The sequence below is a fragment of the Streptomyces sp. NPDC040545 genome, assembly GCF_055595065.1.
Map to the genome: position 1 here is coordinate 64,227 of NZ_JBVIWA010000005.1, position 14,989 is coordinate 79,215.

The window sequence follows — 14,989 nt, forward strand, 5'->3', positions numbered from 1 at the left end:
CTCAGAGGACGGGGGTGTCCGGGAGGGGCGAGAACCCGGTGCCGCAGGCCGCCACGATGTTCGCCGGCGTGAAAGGCGTGTTGCTGGTGGTGCACTGTGCCTCGTGCAGCACCCCGTCCTGCGCGAGCAGGGTGATGTAGAGGATGCCGGGGTTGGCCTCGGTGACCGACAGCGCGCTGTCGGTGACGCACCTCGGCGCGTTGGCGAGTAGGCCGAGGTTGATCCACACGCCCGGGTTCCGGCTGTCGTTGACGAACGAGTGGCCTTGCGCGTCGGTCGCGACACGGAAGATCACGGGGGTCGGGAAGTTGATGAAGTCCGGAGCCGCAGAGCTGACGTCGCGGGAACCGCACCTCTTGCCCTGGTCCGTCACGGAACTGTTGGGGGTCTGAGTGCTCCCAGGAGTGTCGTCGGCGACCGCGGACGGGACCATCAGTGCCCCGAGCAGCACCGCTCCCGATACGGCCGACATGCCCCGCGCGGCCCAAGCCAGCTTCCTCATGCGATTCCTTTCCTGGAGGGGAGGCCTTCCGCGACCTGCACGGCGTGGCCACTTCTACGGGAAGGGGTATCCCCGCCCACCACGGGACGCTCACCGAAGGTTACATATCATCACTCTTTGGAGTCATGGGAGGCCTCGAATGGCGGCGACCAGACATCCATCTGCCCGGCAGCGCCCATGGGTCAGCGCCGCCGCGCGGCGGTCAGGCAGGCCGTCGTGCCGGCCCCGGCTGCCAGCAGCAGTGCGCCCGCCAGGGCCGTGAGCGGCAGCGCCACCGTGCCCGAGCGTCCCGCCGTGACCAGGGCGGACACCGCGCCGCGGGCCGGGGAGGGTGCGAGGACCAGGGCGAGCAGGGAGCCGAGGGTGCCGGCCAGGACCGCATAACCCCGGCGGCGGACCAGTGGGCGGCTGCACAGGGCGCCCACGGCCGCGCCGGTCAGCGCGCAGGCCGTCATCGCGAGGGCCCCGGCGAGGGCGGCCGCGCCGGGGGCGGTGCCGGCGCGGTCGCCGGTCAGCAGGGCCACGGCCGCCGCCGCGGCTCCGGCGAGCAGCGCCCCGGCCGACGCGGTGAGCAGGGCCGCCGCGTGCACCCGTACGGGACCGGCCGCGGCGGCGGTGCAGTCGCGGGCCGCGTCGGGTTCGACGCTCACGCAGATCCGGACCAGCCAGGCGGTGGCCGGGACCAGTCCGGCGGCCGCGAGGCCGAGGGAGTCCGGCACCGGGTCGCCCGGCCGGATTCCGACGGCCACGAAGGCGGCGTAGGTGATGAGGGGCGCGAGCCAGCGCTGGGAGCGCAGCAGCAGGGCGCCCTGGTAACGGAGCAGGGCGGTCAAGGGAGTTCCTCCACGGCGCGGACGTGCCAGGGCGGCCGGGCGGTGAGCAGGTCGCGCAGGACCTCGTCGGAGCGTGCGGCTTCCACGGTGAGCAGCACTCCTCCGCCGGGTGCCGGCGAAGTGGCGAGGTCCGGGGGCAGGGCCCGGCCGGGCGGGCCGACCGCGTGGATCCGTACGCGGGGCCCGGCCGCCGCCGACACCGGTACGAGTGCCCCGCCCTCGAGCCGGTAGTGGGCGTCGGCCGCGCCCGCGAGCCGCCGCGGGTCGTGGTCGACGAACACCACCGTGCCTCCGGCGGCGGTGCGTTCGGCGACGGCCCGGTCCAGCTCCTCCCGGGCGGAGCCGTCCAGGCCGGTCCACGCCTCGTCGAGGACGAGCAGCCCCGGTTCGGCGAGCAGGGCCTGCGCGACGGCCACCTTCTGGCTGCTGCCCTTGGAGAGTTCGGCCATCGGGGTGCGGGCGTACGCGGCGGCGCCGAACCGCTCCAGCCGGCCGGCCGCCCGGCGGGCGGCCTCGGCGCGCGACAGCCCGTGCACGCGGCCCATACGGGTCAGGTAGTCGGCGGCCGTGAGCGGCAGCGCCGCCGGGAAGCGTTCGGGCACGTAGCCGGTGCGGGGCGGGCGGCCGCTGACGCGCCCCTCGGTCGGGGCTTCGATGCCGGCGACGAGCCGTAGCAGGGTGGACTTGCCGCCGCCGTTGCCGCCTTCGACGCGGACGAGGGCGCCGCGCGGGAGTTCCAGCGTGATGCCGCGCAGCACCCAGGGACGGCGCCGTCCGTAGCGGCGGCCCACATCGGTCAGGTTCAGTGCGCGGCCGCCGTCTCGACGGCCTCGCTCGGGCGGACGATGACGAAGCCCTCGCCGCTCAGCTTCAGCTGGACGGCCTCGCCGGAGCCGCCGCGGATCATCGAGCCGACCGACTGGGAGCGGTGCAGGCCGGTCTCCAGCTGGGCGCTCCAGCCGACCACCGCGTCCGTGTCCACGTGGACCGGGGCCTGGGGGGTGACCGGGATGATGACCGGGTGGCCGTCGCAGACGACGGCGAGCTTGCCGGTGCCGGTGAAGAGGCTGTTGAAGAGGCCGCCGCCGGCCATGCCGGCGCCCTTCACCATCTTGATCTCGTAGGACAGGGTCGGGTCGAAGCAGAGTACGTTGCGGCCGTTGACGGTGAGGGCGTCACCGGGCTCGAAGTCGATGATGAAGCAGTTGCCCGCCCGGTGGGCGAACCAGGCCTCGCCCTGGCCGCGTACGGACATGAGCGCGAGGCCCTCGCCCGTCACGGCGCGCTTGAGCATGCCGCCTATGCCCTGTCCCTTGCGCTCGAACTGGAGGTTGCCGCGGAAGGCGACCATCGAGCCCTGCCGGGCCAGCATTTCACCGTTGACGTTGTACTTCACGGACTTGGCGTTCTGCAGGGTCATGCCGGGGGCGACGGCCGCCTGGGCCAGGTTCTCGGACGCGAAAAGATCACTCTTCATGGCTTCGATCCTCACCCGGGCCGACCACCCGGGGCATCATCCTGAAGGCGGAGGCTGGCATCCTTGGCAGGATGAGCAGCCAGCACACGAACGACATCTCCGACGTCCCCGCGGTCGGGGCGGACAGCGCCTTCCGGCAGGAGCACGTACTGCGTGACGAAGCCCCGCAGTTCGTGCTGCCGCTGGTGGTACGGATCGAGAAGGCCGAGCCGCCCGCCCGGACGGACGCCCTGGAGACGGCGGCCCGGGCCGTGCTGGTCCTGCTCACCGACGAACGGGCGCAGGGCGGGGGCGAGTGGGCCCAGGCCGTCCGCGACTGGCAGGACGCCCGGATCCGCAAGGTGGTCCGTCGGGCGCGCGGGGCGGAGTGGCGCAAGGCGGAGACCCTGCCCGGCGTCACGGTGCACGGGGACGGCGCGCAGGTACGGGTCTTCCCGCCGGTGCCCCTCGACGGCTGGCCCAAGGAACTGGCCAAGCTCCAGGTGTCGGGCACCGATCTGGACGACCCGGAGCCGGTCGCCGCGACCGTGGAGCCGGGTCTGCCGGTGCTGTGGCTCAATCCCGGCCTCGGCATGTCGGCCGGCAAGGCCATGGCCCAGGCCGGGCACGCGGCGCAGCTGGCGTGGTGGGAGCTGACGGCGGCGGAGCGGACCGCCTGGCAGGATTCCGGTTTCCGGCTGGCGGTACGGACGGCCCCGCGCGAGCGGTGGGCCGAGCTGGGCGGCAGCGGTCTGCCGGTGGTCCGGGACGCCGGATTCACCGAGATCGCGCCCGGCAGCGCGACGGTGGTCGCCGACCATCCGGCGCTGCGGGCCCGGCTCTGACGCGGGTTCCCCGGCAGTCGGGAACCTCAAATGTTCCTCTGAACGTCCCCTCCTGCGATTGGCGCGACTCCGTCGGGGCCATGACATCGGCACACGGTGCGACGAGAGGGGGCGAGGGGACATGAAGCCCATGGCACACCTGGGGGTGGGCATCGGCTGGCGGCCGGAGATCGCGGACGCCGTCGAGCGGCTTTCCGGCCTGGACTGGGTCGAGGTGGTGGCCGAGAACGTATGCCCGGGCCACCTGCCCGAGTCCTTGCTGCGGCTGCGCGAGCGGGGCACGCGCGTCGTGCCGCACGGGGTCTCGCTCGGCCTCGGCGGCGCGGACCGCCCCGATCCGGCGAAGCTGGCGGCGCTCGGCGAGCGGGCGGTGGCGCTGGGGGCGCCGCTCGTCACCGAGCACATCGCCTTCGTACGGACCTCCTCGCCGGTGCTGGAGGCGGGGCACCTGCTGCCGGTGCCGCGCACCCGCGACGCGCTGGACGTGCTGTGCGAGAACGTGCGGATCGCGCAGGACGCACTGCCGGTCCCGCTGGCTCTGGAGAACATCGCGGCGCTGTTCTCGTGGCCGGGCGAGGAGCTGACGGAAGGGCAGTTCCTCACGGAGCTGGTCGAGCGGACCGGTGTCCGGCTGCTCATCGACGTGGCCAACCTGCACACCAACCGGGTCAACCGGGGCGAGGACCCGTCCGCCGTGCTCGACGCGATCCCGCTGGAGGCGCTGGCGTACGTGCACGTGGCGGGCGGTATCGAGCGGAACGGTGTCTGGCACGACACCCACGCGCACCCGGTCCCGCCGGTGGTGCTCGACCTGCTGGCCGAGCTGCGCTCCCGGGTGGAACCGGCGGGCGTCCTGCTGGAGCGGGACGACGACTTCCCTCCGGAGGCCGAGCTCGCGGGCGAGCTGGCCGCGATCCGCGCCGTGGTGACGGCCGGACCGGCCGCGCCCGGGGAGCCTGTCACCGCCCGGTCCGGTACCGAACCGCGCCCGGTCGGGGAGTCGGCCCGGACCCGGGTGGCGCTCGGACAGGCCGCGCTGCTGTCGGCGCTGGTGGCCGGGACCCCCGTACCCGAGGGCTTCGACCGCCGGCGCATCCGGGTGCAGGCCCGGGCGCTGGCCGCCAAGCGGGCCGACGTGGTGGCGAAGCTGGCCCCCGAGCTGCCCGTGATCCTGGGCGGCCCGGACCCGTACCGCGAGGCCTTCCTCTCCTACGCCAAGGGCCGCCCGATGACCTCCGGGTACCGCCGGGACGCGCTGGACTTCGCCGAGGACCTGCTGATCCGGGACCTGCCGGCCGATCCGGCCGCCCGGCGCCGGCTCACCACCTGGTGGCGGGACCGGGCCGGGGCCAGGCCGCCCCGCCGGATCGTGCGCTGGGCCCGGACGCTGGCGGGGAGAGCGGCATGAACCTCCTCGCCGTGGCGATCTGGATCGCCGTCCTCCTCTCCTCCGTCCTGCTGGTCGCCAGGCTCCGCAGGGCCCGGTCCGCGTCCGCGGGACCCGCGCCCGCCCTGCACGACCTGTCCGAGGCCGCGTTCCTGGTGGGCGGCCCCGGCACCGTCGTGGACGCCGCGCTCGTCTCGATGCTCGGCGACGGCCGGCTGGTGGCCGGCGGTCCGGGCATCGTCCAGGTACGCCCCGGGGCGCGGGCCGCCGACCCCGCCGAGCGGGCCGTCCTCCAGGCCCACCGGGGGGCGCCCTCGGGCTGGCTCTACCAGGTGCGCTACGCCGCCATGTGCGACCCGGCCGTCCAGGAGATCGGGGACGGGCTGGCCGACCGCGGGCTGATCACCCCGCCCGGATCCGGGCTGCGCCGCCTGCGTCGCTGGGGGCTGATCCAGGCCGTCGTGTGCGCGCTGCTGCTGTTCCCGGTGTCGCTGGTGCTGACCGTCGTGTCGCTCGCCCTCGATTCCGGCTCAGGGGTGCCGTTCATCGCGAAGGTGGTGGTCGTCCTGGTGGGCGGCATCGTCGTGGGCCTGATGTGCGCGGCCCGGGCCAGGAGCCGGGTCACGGGCGCCGGGGCGCGGGCGCTGCGCGCGATCCGCTCCGCCCACCTGAACGACAGGACCCCGCACGTGCAGACCGCGCTGTTCGGGCTCCGGGGTCTGCGGGACCCGTATCTGCGCCAGCAGCTGGTGGCCGCCGTGCGGGGGACCCGGCTGGCCGCGGCCCAGTCGCGCACGCACTCCCACGGCGCGCACTCCCACGGCACGGACAGCTCCTCGCACTGGTCGGGGGCCGAGGTGCTGCCGATCGTCTGGTGCGCCGGGAGCGACGGGGGCGGTGGCGGCGGTTCGAGCTGCGGCGGCGGTTCGGGCTGCGGCTCCTCGGGCGGTGGCTCCAGCTGCTCCGGCGGCGGATCCGGCTGTTCGACCAGCAGCTCGAGCTGTTCCACGAGCAGCTCCAGCTGCGGCAGTTCGTCGAGCTGCGGCAGTTCGTCCAGCTCCAGCTGCGGCAGCAGCTCCTGACCGTCGGCCGTACGGCAACCGGGGGCGGAACCCGCGGCAACGGGGCCATCGGCGCCGACACCGGCCGTTGATCCTTTACAACGTCGCCGCCCGGCCCGCCACCCTGCACCCGGGCCGCGTCCGCCGGATGGTCCTGGACTCGGCGGTCGACCCCGACCCGCGCCGCGTCTGGTACCGCAACAACCTCGACCAGTCACCCGGCTTCGAGCGCCGCTGGTACGACTTCCGCGCCTGGGCGGCCCGGCACCACGGCACGTACGGACTCGGCGCCACCCCGGCGGCCGTGCAGGCGAGCTACGCGCGCGTCCGGGACGCGGTGGCCCGTACTCCGGCGGGCGGGGTCGTCGGCACCGGCGAACTCCGCGCCGCCTACCTCCAGGCCGTGTACTACGACGACGTGTGGCCGGACCGGGCGGCGGCCCTCGCGGCCTTCCTGCGCGGCGATCCGGCGCGGCTGACCGCCCAGGCCGCCCCCGACCCGGAAGCGGCGGCCGAGGCGGAGAACGCGACGGCGGTGTACACGGCGGTGCTGTGCAACGACGCCTCCTGGCCCGCGGACTGGGAGACCTGGGACCGCGACACCACCGAGCTGGCGCGCAGGGCCCCCTTCGAGGCCTGGGCCAATGCCTTCCTGAACCTTCCGTGCGCCTCCTGGCCGGTGCGCGAGCGGCAGCGGCCGGTGGCGGTCGGGGCCCAGCCGGAGCGGCTGCCCCGGACCCTGGTGGTCGCGGCGGAGCGGGACGGGGCGACCCCGTACCCGGGCGCGCTGGAACTCCAGCGGCGGCTCGGCGCCGGGGCTTCGCTGGTGACGGAGAAGGGGGCCGGCTCCCACGGAGTGGTCGGCGGACGCAATAGCTGCGTGGACCGTCACGTGGAGCGGTATCTGCTGACGGGCGCCACCCCGGGGTGGCGTGTCACATGTGCGCCGCATCCGGAGCCCGCACCGGTGTCGCTGGACGACCGGGCAGCGAGCACCCACAGGGCACTGCTGCCGCCAGTCGTCTGAACTTCCGGGCGGGATCTCCGGCTGCGTCGTTTCGGGGGCAGGGGCCGTCTTTCGGACCAGCCTCCCGATCCACCGGAGGAACTCACCTGACGGTGTGGTCGTCCTCCGGTCCTTCCCCCCAGGGGAGGTATCAGGCGAGCCCGGCCACCAGATCGGCGACGGACTTGCGGCGCCCGGTGTAGAAGGGCACCTCTTCACGGACGTGCATACGGGCCTCGGAGGCGCGCAGATGACGCATGAGGTCGACGATGCGGTACAGCTCGTCCGCCTCGAAGGCCAGCAGCCACTCGTAGTCGCCCAGCGAGAAGGAGGCGACGGTGTTGGCGCGCACGTCCGGGTAGCCGCGGGCCATCTTGCCGTGGTCGGCGAGCATGCGGCGGCGGTCCTCGTCGGGCAGCAGGTACCAGTCGTAACTGCGCACGAAGGGATACACGCTGACGTACTCGCGCGCGACCTCGTCGGCCAGGAAGGCCGGGATGTGCGACTTGTTGAACTCGGCCGGGCGGTGCAGGGCCATGTTCGACCACACCGGCTCCAGGGCGCGGCCCAGCTTGGTGCGGCGGAACAGGTTGTAGGCGGTCTGCAGCTCGTCCGCCGTCTCGGCATGCCACCAGATCATGACGTCGGCGTCGGCGCGCAGGCCGGAGACGTCGTAGGTGCCGCGGACGGTGATGTCCTTGGCGCCCAGCTGGTCGAAGAGCTCCTGGACCTCGTCGGCGTAGCCGGTGCGGTCCTCGGGAAGAACGTCCTTCAGCTTGAAGACGGACCACAGGGTGTAGCGGATGACCTCGTTGAGGTCCTTCGCCTTCTTCCCCGCGTTGGGAATCTTCTCTGGTGCAGTCATGTGCCTATTGTCCCGTGCGCTGATCAGTGGTCTGTGCCAGGGGTGCCGTACGCGCACCGAGCGCGGCGATCACCGCGTCCGCGGCCTTGCCGGCGCTCGCGATGCAGGCCGGGATGCCCACTCCGTCGTAGACCGCGCCGCACACCGCGAGGCCCGGCAGGGCCGCGACGGCGGTGCGGATCCGGGCGACCCGGCCGAGGTGGCCGACGGGGTACTGGGGCAGTCCGCCGTCCCACCGGGTGACGGTGGAGGCGACCGGCCGGGCGGCGAGGCCCACGGCCTCGCGGAGGTCGGCGAGGGAGACGTCGACGAGCTCGCCGTCCTCGCGCTGCAGGTCGCTTTCGTCGGCGTGGCGGCCGACCGAGGTGCGCAGCAGGAAGAGGTCGGGGTCCGTCCCTGCCCAGGCCCACTTGTTGCTGGAGAAGGTGGAGGCCTTGATGGTCCGGCCGTCGACGGGCGGTACGAGGAACCCGCTGGCGCCGCCGCCGGAGACGGCCGCGGGCAGCTCGGAGCGGCGGAAGGCCATCGTGATCAGGGCCATCGAGGCGTACTCGACCCCGCGCAGCTCGGCCGCGGCGGCCGGGGCGAGGCCGTCCAGCAGCCGTGCGGCGGCTCCGGCCGGGGTGGCCAGGATCACGGCGTCGGCCTCGACGGCCTCGGCGCCGGCCACCACCCGCCAGCCCCCGGCCGTACGGACGACCTCGCGGACGGGGGCGTCGGTGACGAGCCGGGCCCCCGCGGCGCGGCAGGCCTCGGCCACGGCGACGGGGAGCCGTCCGATGCCGCCGTCGATGCCGGCGAAGACCGGGCCGGCAGGCTGGGGCGCGGACTGCGCCCGGCGCTGCAGTGCGCGTACGCCGTCGCCGAGGAGGGCGTGCGTGCGGGCGGCCTCGAAGAGCTGGGGGACGGCGGCCCGCATGGAGATGCGGTAGGCGTCGCCCGCGTAGACCCCGCCGAGCAGCGGTTCCACCAGCCGGTCGACGACCTCGCGGCCGAGGCGGGCCGCGACGTACGCGCCGACGGCGACGTCGTCGCCGATCTCGGTGGGCGGCAGCGTCCGCTCGGCCTCGATGCGGGCCAGTCCCTCGGCGGAGAGCACCCCGGAGGCGGCGAGCGGTCCCAGGTCGCCGGGGACGCCCATGACGTGGCCGCGCGGCATCGGCCGCAGCGCGCCGCGGGTCCACAGGTGGGCGGTGGCGGTGGCGGGTGCCTGCACGGACCCGCCGAGGCCCACGGCCTCGGCCAGGGCCACGGCCTCGGGGCGGCGGGCGAGCATGGATTCGGCCCCGAGGTCGACGCGGGCCCCGGCGAGCTCACCGGCGTACAGCTTGCCGCCGAGCCGCGGTCCGGCCTCCAGCAGGGTGACGCGGACGCCTTCGGCGAGCAGCCGGTGGGCTGCCGCGAGGCCCGCGATACCGCCGCCGATGACGACGGCGTGGCCCGGGGAGCCGGCGGGCCGGGGGGAGCCGCCCGGCCGATCCGTACGCATGTCCGCTTCGTGCATGGACACATCGTCTCAGACCGATCTCCGAGGCCGGACCGTGACCGCATCGGGATCACCCCGGGACCGTGGATTCGAAACCCGTGACGGGACTCTGGACGTCGAACCGGCAACACCAGCCGATCCTCGGGGGTTTACAGCGATGCGCAGTTTCGACAGACACCGTTCCGCGGCGGCCCTGGCCGCCCTCGCGCTCACCGGGGCGCTCGCGCTCACCGGCTGCGGCGCGAGCGGCCAGGGCTCCGCGAGCGACAAGGCGGCGGTGGCGCCCGCCGCCGACGGCAAGGCTCCGGAGGGCGCCGCGGCGGCCCCGGCGCCGGCCGGGTCCGCGGGCGCCGCGGGCTCCGCCGCCGGCAAGAACGCCGCGCCGCCGGCCGCGGTCCGCCCGAACGTCATCCGGACGGCGACGCTCGGCATCGAGACGGCGGACGTCCAGAAGACGCTGGCCGCGGCCCGCACGGCCGCCGACGAGGCGGGCGGCTACGTCGGCAACGAGTCCACCAAGCGCGGCGAGGACGGGCGCATGACCTCGACGCTGACCCTGCGGGTGCCGGGCGAGCGCTACGACGCCGTGCTCGGCGCCATGGAGGGCAGCGGGAAGCTCCTGCACCGCAAGGTCGACGCGCAGGACGTCACGGAGAAGGTCGCCGACATCGGCAGCCGCGTCTCCTCGCAGCAGGCCAGCGTGGCGCGGGTGCGGGAGATGATGGGCAAGGCCTCGGCGCTGAGCGAGGTGGTGATGCTGGAGAGCGAGCTGTCGCGCCGCCAGTCCGACCTGGAGTCGCTGCTGGCGCAGCAGACGGCACTGAAGGACCAGACCTCGCTGGGCACGATCACGCTGGAGGTCTCGGAGCCGGCCGCGAAGCCGGAGGCCGAGAAGAAGGAGAAGAAGAAGGAGCCCACCTTCCTGGGGGCCCTGGGCGGGGGCTGGGACGTCTTCACCAAGGTCGTGCGCTACCTGACGGTGGCGGTGGGCGCGGTGCTTCCCTTCGCGCTGACGGCCGTGGTGGGGCTGCTGTTGTTCCGGCTGTACCGGCGGTGGCGTCCGGCGCCGCCGAAGCCGGCCCCGGTGCCGTGGCGGGCGACGGTCCCGGCGGCCCGGACGGCTCCGGACACCGAGGCCGGCGTACAGGACTGAACGCGCGTTCGGCCGTAGCGTGTTCACCATCCGACGGTGGTGAAGGGGCGGTACGGACGATGGCGACGGAACGACTGGTGGTGGTGGGCGGTGACGCGGCGGGGATGTCCGCCGCGTCACAGGCCCGCAGGCTCAAGGGCCCGGCGGAACTGGAGATCGTGGCCTTCGAGCGCGGGCACTTCACCTCCTACTCGGCGTGCGGGATCCCGTACTGGGTCGGCGGTCAGGTCGCCGAACGCGACGACCTGATCGCCCGTACCCCCGAGGAGCACCGGGCCCGGGACATCGATCTGCGCACGCGCACGGAGGTCGTGGAGCTCGACCTTCCCGGGTCCCGGGTCCGCTCCCGCGATCTGGACAGCGGATCCGAATCCTGGACGGGCTACGACAAGCTGGTCCTGGCGACGGGCGCCCGCCCCGTCCGCCCCCGGCTCCCCGGCATCGGCGCGCACGGGGTGCACGGCATCCAGACCCTGGACGACGGCCAGCGCCTGATGGACACCCTGCGGCGCACCGAGGGCCGCCGGGCCGTGGTGGTCGGCGCCGGCTACATCGGTGTGGAGATGGCGGAGGCCCTGGTGGCGCGGGGGTACGAGGTCACCGTCCTGCACCGGGGCGAGCAGCCGATGGCCACGCTGGACCCGGACATGGGCGGCCTGGTGCACAGCGCGATGAACCGGATGGGGATCCGTACGGTCTCCCGCGCCGAGGTGACGAAGATCCTCACCGACGAGGAGGGCCGGGCCCGGGCGGTGGCCACCTCGGCGGGCGAGGAGTACGAGGCGGACGTGGTCGTGCTCGGCATCGGAGTGGAGCCCCGTACGGCGCTCGCCCGCGCGGCCGGCCTCCCGCTCGGCCCTTCGGGCGGCATCCTCACCGACCTCTCGATGCGGGTCCGGGGCCACGAGAACATCTGGTCGGGCGGCGACTGCGTGGAGGTCCTGGACCTGGTCGCGGGCCGTACCCGGCACATCCCGCTGGGCACGCACGCCAACAAGCACGGCCAGGTCATCGGATCGGGCGTGGGCGGCGGCTACGCGACCTTCCCCGGGGTGGTCGGGACGGCGGTCAGCAAGGTCTGCGACCTGGAGATCGCCCGTACGGGGCTGCGCGAGCGGGACGCGCTGGAGGCGGGCCTGCGGTTCGTGACGGCCACCATCACCTCCACCAACACGGCGGGCTACTACCCGGGCGCGGCGGAGATGACGGTGAAGATGCTGGCGGAACGCCGTACGGGCCGCCTCCTCGGGGTCCAGATCGTCGGCGGCGCGGGCGCGGCGAAGCGGGTGGACATCGCGGCGGTGGCCCTCACGGCGGGCATGACGGTGGACCGGATGGTGTCCCTGGACCTGGGCTACGCCCCGCCCTTCTCCCCGGTCTGGGACCCGATCCTGGTGGCGGCCCGCAAGGCCGTCGCCGCGGTCCGCTCGGCGGGGGTGTAGCCCTGCGGGGGCTCCGCCCCGCGCCTCGAACGCCGGCGGGGCCGGAGTATCCAGCCCGTCCGGCGTTCGAGGACCGGGGTCCGGGGCGGAGCCCCGGGAAAGGACCTAGCGCTGCGTCTTGGTGTGGACGTAGTCCACCAGGCGGGTCAGGGCGTCCGGGTCGGTCGTCGGGAGGACGCCGTGGCCCAGGTTGAAGACGTGGCCTTCCAGACCGGCGGCGGCCGCGAGGACCTCGTCCGTCTTGGCCTCGACCGCCTCCGTGGTGGAGAAGAGCACGGCCGGGTCCAGGTTGCCCTGGAGCGCCTTGCCGGGGCCGACGCGGCGCACGGCCTCGTCCAGCGGGACCCGGTAGTCGACGCCCATGACGTCCGCGCCGGCCTCGCCCATCAGGCCGAGGAGCTCGCCCGTGCCCACGCCGAAGTGGATCCGCGGGACTCCATAGGAGGCGACGGACTCCAGGACCTTCGCGGACGCGGGCATCACCGAGCGGCGGTAGTCCGCCGGGGCGAGGGCGCCGACCCAGGAGTCGAAGAGCTGGACGGCGGAGGCGCCGGCCTCGATCTGGACCTTCAAGAAGGCGGAGGTGATCTCCGCGAGGCGGTCCAGGAGGTCGGCCCACAGCTGGGGGTCCCCGTACATGAGGGCCTTGGTGTGCTCGTGGTTCTTGGAGGGGCCGCCCTCGACCAGGTAGCTCGCGAGGGTGAAAGGCGCGCCCGCGAATCCGATCAACGGCGTGGAGCCCAGTTCACCCGTGAGCATGCCGATCGCCTCGGTGACGTACGAGACGTCCTCCGGGGTGAGGTCGCGCAGCTGTGCGAGGTCCTCGCGGCGGCGGATCGGCTGGGCGACGACCGGGCCGATGCCCGGCTTGATGTCCAGGTCGACGCCGATGGCCTTCAGCGGGACCACGATGTCGGAGAAGAAGATCGCCGCGTCCACCTTGTGGCGGCGCACCGGCTGCAGCGTGATCTCGGTGACCAGGTCGGGCCGCATGCAGGACTCCAGCATCTGCGTGCCCTCGCGCAGCTTGCGGTACTCCGGCAGTGAGCGCCCCGCCTGCCGCATGAACCAGACCGGGGTGTGCGGCACCGGCTCCCGCCGGCACGCCTTCAGGAAGGCGGAATCGTACGTCTGACTCGGCTGGCCCGTGGGGCGGGTGTTGGCGCTCACGACCCAAATCTTCGCACGTATGAAGAAGTGTCCGACCCGGCGAGGGTGTCCCTGCGCCGCACGGGCGCTCGTTCCGCCTAGTCTTCCCCGCATGGCTGCGGCTCAGGGACGATTTTCAGATGGCGCCGAGGGTACGGACAGCGCGAAGGAGAGCTCCGTCCCGCTCCCGTTCCGGCGGGCGGTCGACGGCTTGAAGAAGGCCCGGCTGCGTCCGGGGATCGAGATCGACCCCACGAAACCGCCCCAGAGACTGGCGCCGCACGCCTACGCGCTGGAGGCCGCGGTGGTGGACGGCGAGGACGACCTGGCCGACGGCCGGCTGATCCTGCTCCACGATCCGTCCGGGCACGACGCCTGGCAGGGGACCTTCCGGCTGGTGACGCTGGTGCGCGCGGAGCTGGAGCCGGAGATGGCCGCGGACCCGCTGCTGCCCGAGGTGTGCTGGTCCTGGCTGACGGGGGCGCTGGAGGCGCGCGGGCTGGCGTACGGGGAGGCGAGCGGCACCGTGACCATGGCGGGCTCGCACTACTTCGGCGGGCTCGCGGAGCGGCGGCCGGCCACGCAGATCGAGATCAGAGCCTCGTGGACGCCGCGCGAGGGCGCGGGCGGGGTGCCGGACACCTCGGCGCACCTGTCGGCGTGGTGCGAACTGCTGTGCCAGATCGCGGGGCTGCCGCCGGTGGGTCCGACGGACACGGCGACGGGTGTGGTCTCCCTGCCACAGCGCCGCGGTCCGCACCACCCGTAGCCACGGGGCCGGACGGCCGCCGGAATCGGCGTGCGCGACAGAACGGCCGATCGGAGAACTGGGCGGCCGGTCGAAACGCGGCGTCCCTTGTGGGCTTCTGATCAACCGATGATCGATCGTGCGTCCGAATTGCCCGAATTGTTACTCACCAAATCGTGATCATTCCCTAAAGCCGGGCGGGTGACGTGCCGAAGGAGTGGGTGACCATCCGCACGGTTCGCACCGGCTTCCTTCCCCGAGCCGGCCGTCCCGCCACTCCCCCAGGAGGCCTAGGTGTCCGTTCTTCTCGAGCAGCCCGCAAGCCTGGTCGCCTACCGCCCGAACAAGCCGACGGCCATGGTCGTCGTGGCCGACCCGCGCGTCCGCTCCACCGTGACCCGCCATCTGTGGGCCCTCGGAGTACGTGACGTGATCGAGGCGTCGTCCATCGCGGAGGCCCGCCCCCGCGTCGGCAGCCCGCGCGACATCTGCGTGGCCGACGTACACCTGCCCGACGGTTCCGGTCTCACCCTGCTCTCCGAGACCCGGGCCGCCGGCTGGCCCAACGGCCTGGCCCTGTCCGCCGCCGACGACATCGGCGCCGTGCGCAACGCCCTCGCGGGCGGCGTCAAGGGCTACGTCGTCACCGGTACGCGGACCAACATCGGGCTCCCCACCCGGCCCGGCGCCGCCCCCATCGGCGCTGCCGCCGCCCGTATGCACCGCCGCCCCCCGGGTGCCCCGAGCCACCCGGGCGGCTACCGGGAGCTCTCCGGCCGCGAGGTCGAGGTCCTGCGCCTCGTCGCGGAAGGCCAGTCCAACAAGGCCATCGGCGTCTCGATGGGCCTGTCCGCCCTGACCGTCAAGTCCCACCTCGCCCGGATCGCCCGCAAGCTGGGCACCGGTGACCGCGCCGGAATGGTCGCCGTGGCGCTGCGTACCGGGATCATCCACTGAACGCGGGCCGGAGCCCCCGGATATCCGCCTCCGGAGCCGCCGCCGGGGAACCTGCCGGGAGACCCCCGGAATACCCCGGGAAAACTCCCCGCATACCGC

14 protein-coding genes and 1 pseudogene are annotated in these 14,989 nt (G+C 73.9%); 8 read left to right on the forward strand and 7 right to left on the reverse strand.

Features of this window, described 5'->3' with window-relative positions; genetic code table 11:
• Position 1: 1 nt before the first annotated feature.
• The 4 genes from ACZ573_RS12740 to ACZ573_RS12755 all read right to left on the reverse strand — a co-directional run bounded on the left by ACZ573_RS12740 (position 2) and on the right by ACZ573_RS12755 (position 2,812).
• Complete coding sequence (locus ACZ573_RS12740) at positions 2-502, reverse strand: hypothetical protein (protein WP_471302809.1); 501 nt, start codon at positions 500-502, stop codon at positions 2-4.
• A 182-nt stretch (positions 503-684) separates the two neighbouring features.
• Positions 685-1,335 carry an ABC transporter gene (locus ACZ573_RS12745; RefSeq protein WP_471302812.1) on the reverse strand — a complete coding sequence of 217 codons (651 nt, stop codon included), beginning with the start codon at positions 1,333-1,335 and terminating at the stop codon, positions 685-687.
• Entirely contained in the window at positions 1,332-2,141 is an 810-nt protein-coding gene (locus ACZ573_RS12750) for an ABC transporter ATP-binding protein (RefSeq protein ID WP_471303298.1), read from the reverse strand. The genes ACZ573_RS12745 and ACZ573_RS12750 overlap by 4 nt, the downstream gene beginning before the upstream one ends.
• The gene (locus tag ACZ573_RS12755; RefSeq protein WP_471302814.1) at positions 2,138-2,812 is read right to left on the reverse strand and encodes an AIM24 family protein; all 675 of its coding nucleotides are present in this window, start codon (positions 2,810-2,812) and stop codon (positions 2,138-2,140) included. The genes ACZ573_RS12750 and ACZ573_RS12755 overlap by 4 nt, the downstream gene beginning before the upstream one ends.
• A gap of 71 nt (positions 2,813-2,883) precedes the next feature.
• Here ACZ573_RS12755 and ACZ573_RS12760 point away from each other — a divergent pair, with 71 nt between their 5' ends.
• The 4 genes and pseudogenes from ACZ573_RS12760 to ACZ573_RS12775 form a co-directional block, all read left to right on the forward strand.
• Positions 2,884-3,636 carry a peptidyl-tRNA hydrolase gene (locus tag ACZ573_RS12760; RefSeq protein WP_471302817.1) on the forward strand — a complete coding sequence of 251 codons (753 nt, stop codon included), beginning with the start codon at positions 2,884-2,886 and terminating at the stop codon, positions 3,634-3,636.
• A 121-nt stretch (positions 3,637-3,757) separates the two neighbouring features.
• Positions 3,758-5,044 (forward strand): MbnB/TglH/ChrH family RiPP precursor modification enzyme, encoded by a 1,287-nt coding sequence (locus ACZ573_RS12765; protein ID WP_471302819.1) that lies wholly within the window; start codon positions 3,758-3,760, stop codon positions 5,042-5,044.
• A complete protein-coding gene (locus ACZ573_RS12770) occupies positions 5,041-6,105 on the forward strand; it encodes a TIGR04222 domain-containing membrane protein (RefSeq protein WP_471302822.1) in 1,065 nt (354 codons plus the stop codon). Before ACZ573_RS12765 ends, ACZ573_RS12770 begins: the two co-directional genes overlap by 4 nt.
• 97 nt (positions 6,106-6,202) lie before the next feature.
• Positions 6,203-7,111 (forward strand): annotated as a pseudogene (locus ACZ573_RS12775) (alpha/beta hydrolase); the annotation flags it as partial.
• A 130-nt stretch (positions 7,112-7,241) separates the two neighbouring features.
• Here the strand turns inward: ACZ573_RS12775 and hemQ are convergent.
• Together hemQ and hemG are read right to left on the reverse strand one after the other, a co-directional pair.
• A complete protein-coding gene (gene hemQ / locus ACZ573_RS12780) occupies positions 7,242-7,955 on the reverse strand; it encodes a hydrogen peroxide-dependent heme synthase (protein ID WP_189739334.1) in 714 nt (237 codons plus the stop codon).
• 4 nt (positions 7,956-7,959) lie between these two features.
• Entirely contained in the window at positions 7,960-9,444 is a 1,485-nt protein-coding gene (hemG, locus tag ACZ573_RS12785) for a protoporphyrinogen oxidase (RefSeq protein WP_471303301.1), read from the reverse strand.
• Positions 9,445-9,598: 154 nt separating this feature from the next.
• Between hemG and ACZ573_RS12790 the strand changes: the two genes are divergently transcribed.
• Both ACZ573_RS12790 and ACZ573_RS12795 read left to right on the forward strand, forming a co-directional pair.
• The gene (locus ACZ573_RS12790) at positions 9,599-10,594 is read left to right on the forward strand and encodes a DUF4349 domain-containing protein (protein WP_471302824.1); all 996 of its coding nucleotides are present in this window, start codon (positions 9,599-9,601) and stop codon (positions 10,592-10,594) included.
• Positions 10,595-10,653: 59 nt separating this feature from the next.
• Positions 10,654-12,036, forward strand: a complete 1,383-nt coding sequence (locus tag ACZ573_RS12795; RefSeq protein WP_471302827.1) for an FAD-dependent oxidoreductase — start codon at positions 10,654-10,656, stop codon at positions 12,034-12,036.
• Positions 12,037-12,141: 105 nt separating this feature from the next.
• Here ACZ573_RS12795 and hemE read toward each other — a convergent pair whose 3' ends face one another.
• Positions 12,142-13,206: a uroporphyrinogen decarboxylase gene (gene hemE / locus ACZ573_RS12800; protein ID WP_301365504.1), complete on the reverse strand. Its 1,065-nt coding sequence runs from the start codon at positions 13,204-13,206 to the stop codon at positions 12,142-12,144.
• A 91-nt stretch (positions 13,207-13,297) separates the two neighbouring features.
• On the opposite strand from hemE, the gene ACZ573_RS12805 reads away from it, so the two are divergent.
• Together ACZ573_RS12805 and ACZ573_RS12810 are read left to right on the forward strand one after the other, a co-directional pair.
• Positions 13,298-13,954 (forward strand): DUF3000 domain-containing protein, encoded by a 657-nt coding sequence (locus ACZ573_RS12805; protein ID WP_471302830.1) that lies wholly within the window; start codon positions 13,298-13,300, stop codon positions 13,952-13,954.
• A 273-nt stretch (positions 13,955-14,227) separates the two neighbouring features.
• A complete protein-coding gene (locus ACZ573_RS12810) occupies positions 14,228-14,890 on the forward strand; it encodes a helix-turn-helix transcriptional regulator (protein ID WP_007267191.1) in 663 nt (220 codons plus the stop codon).
• Positions 14,891-14,989: the final 99 nt, after the last annotated feature.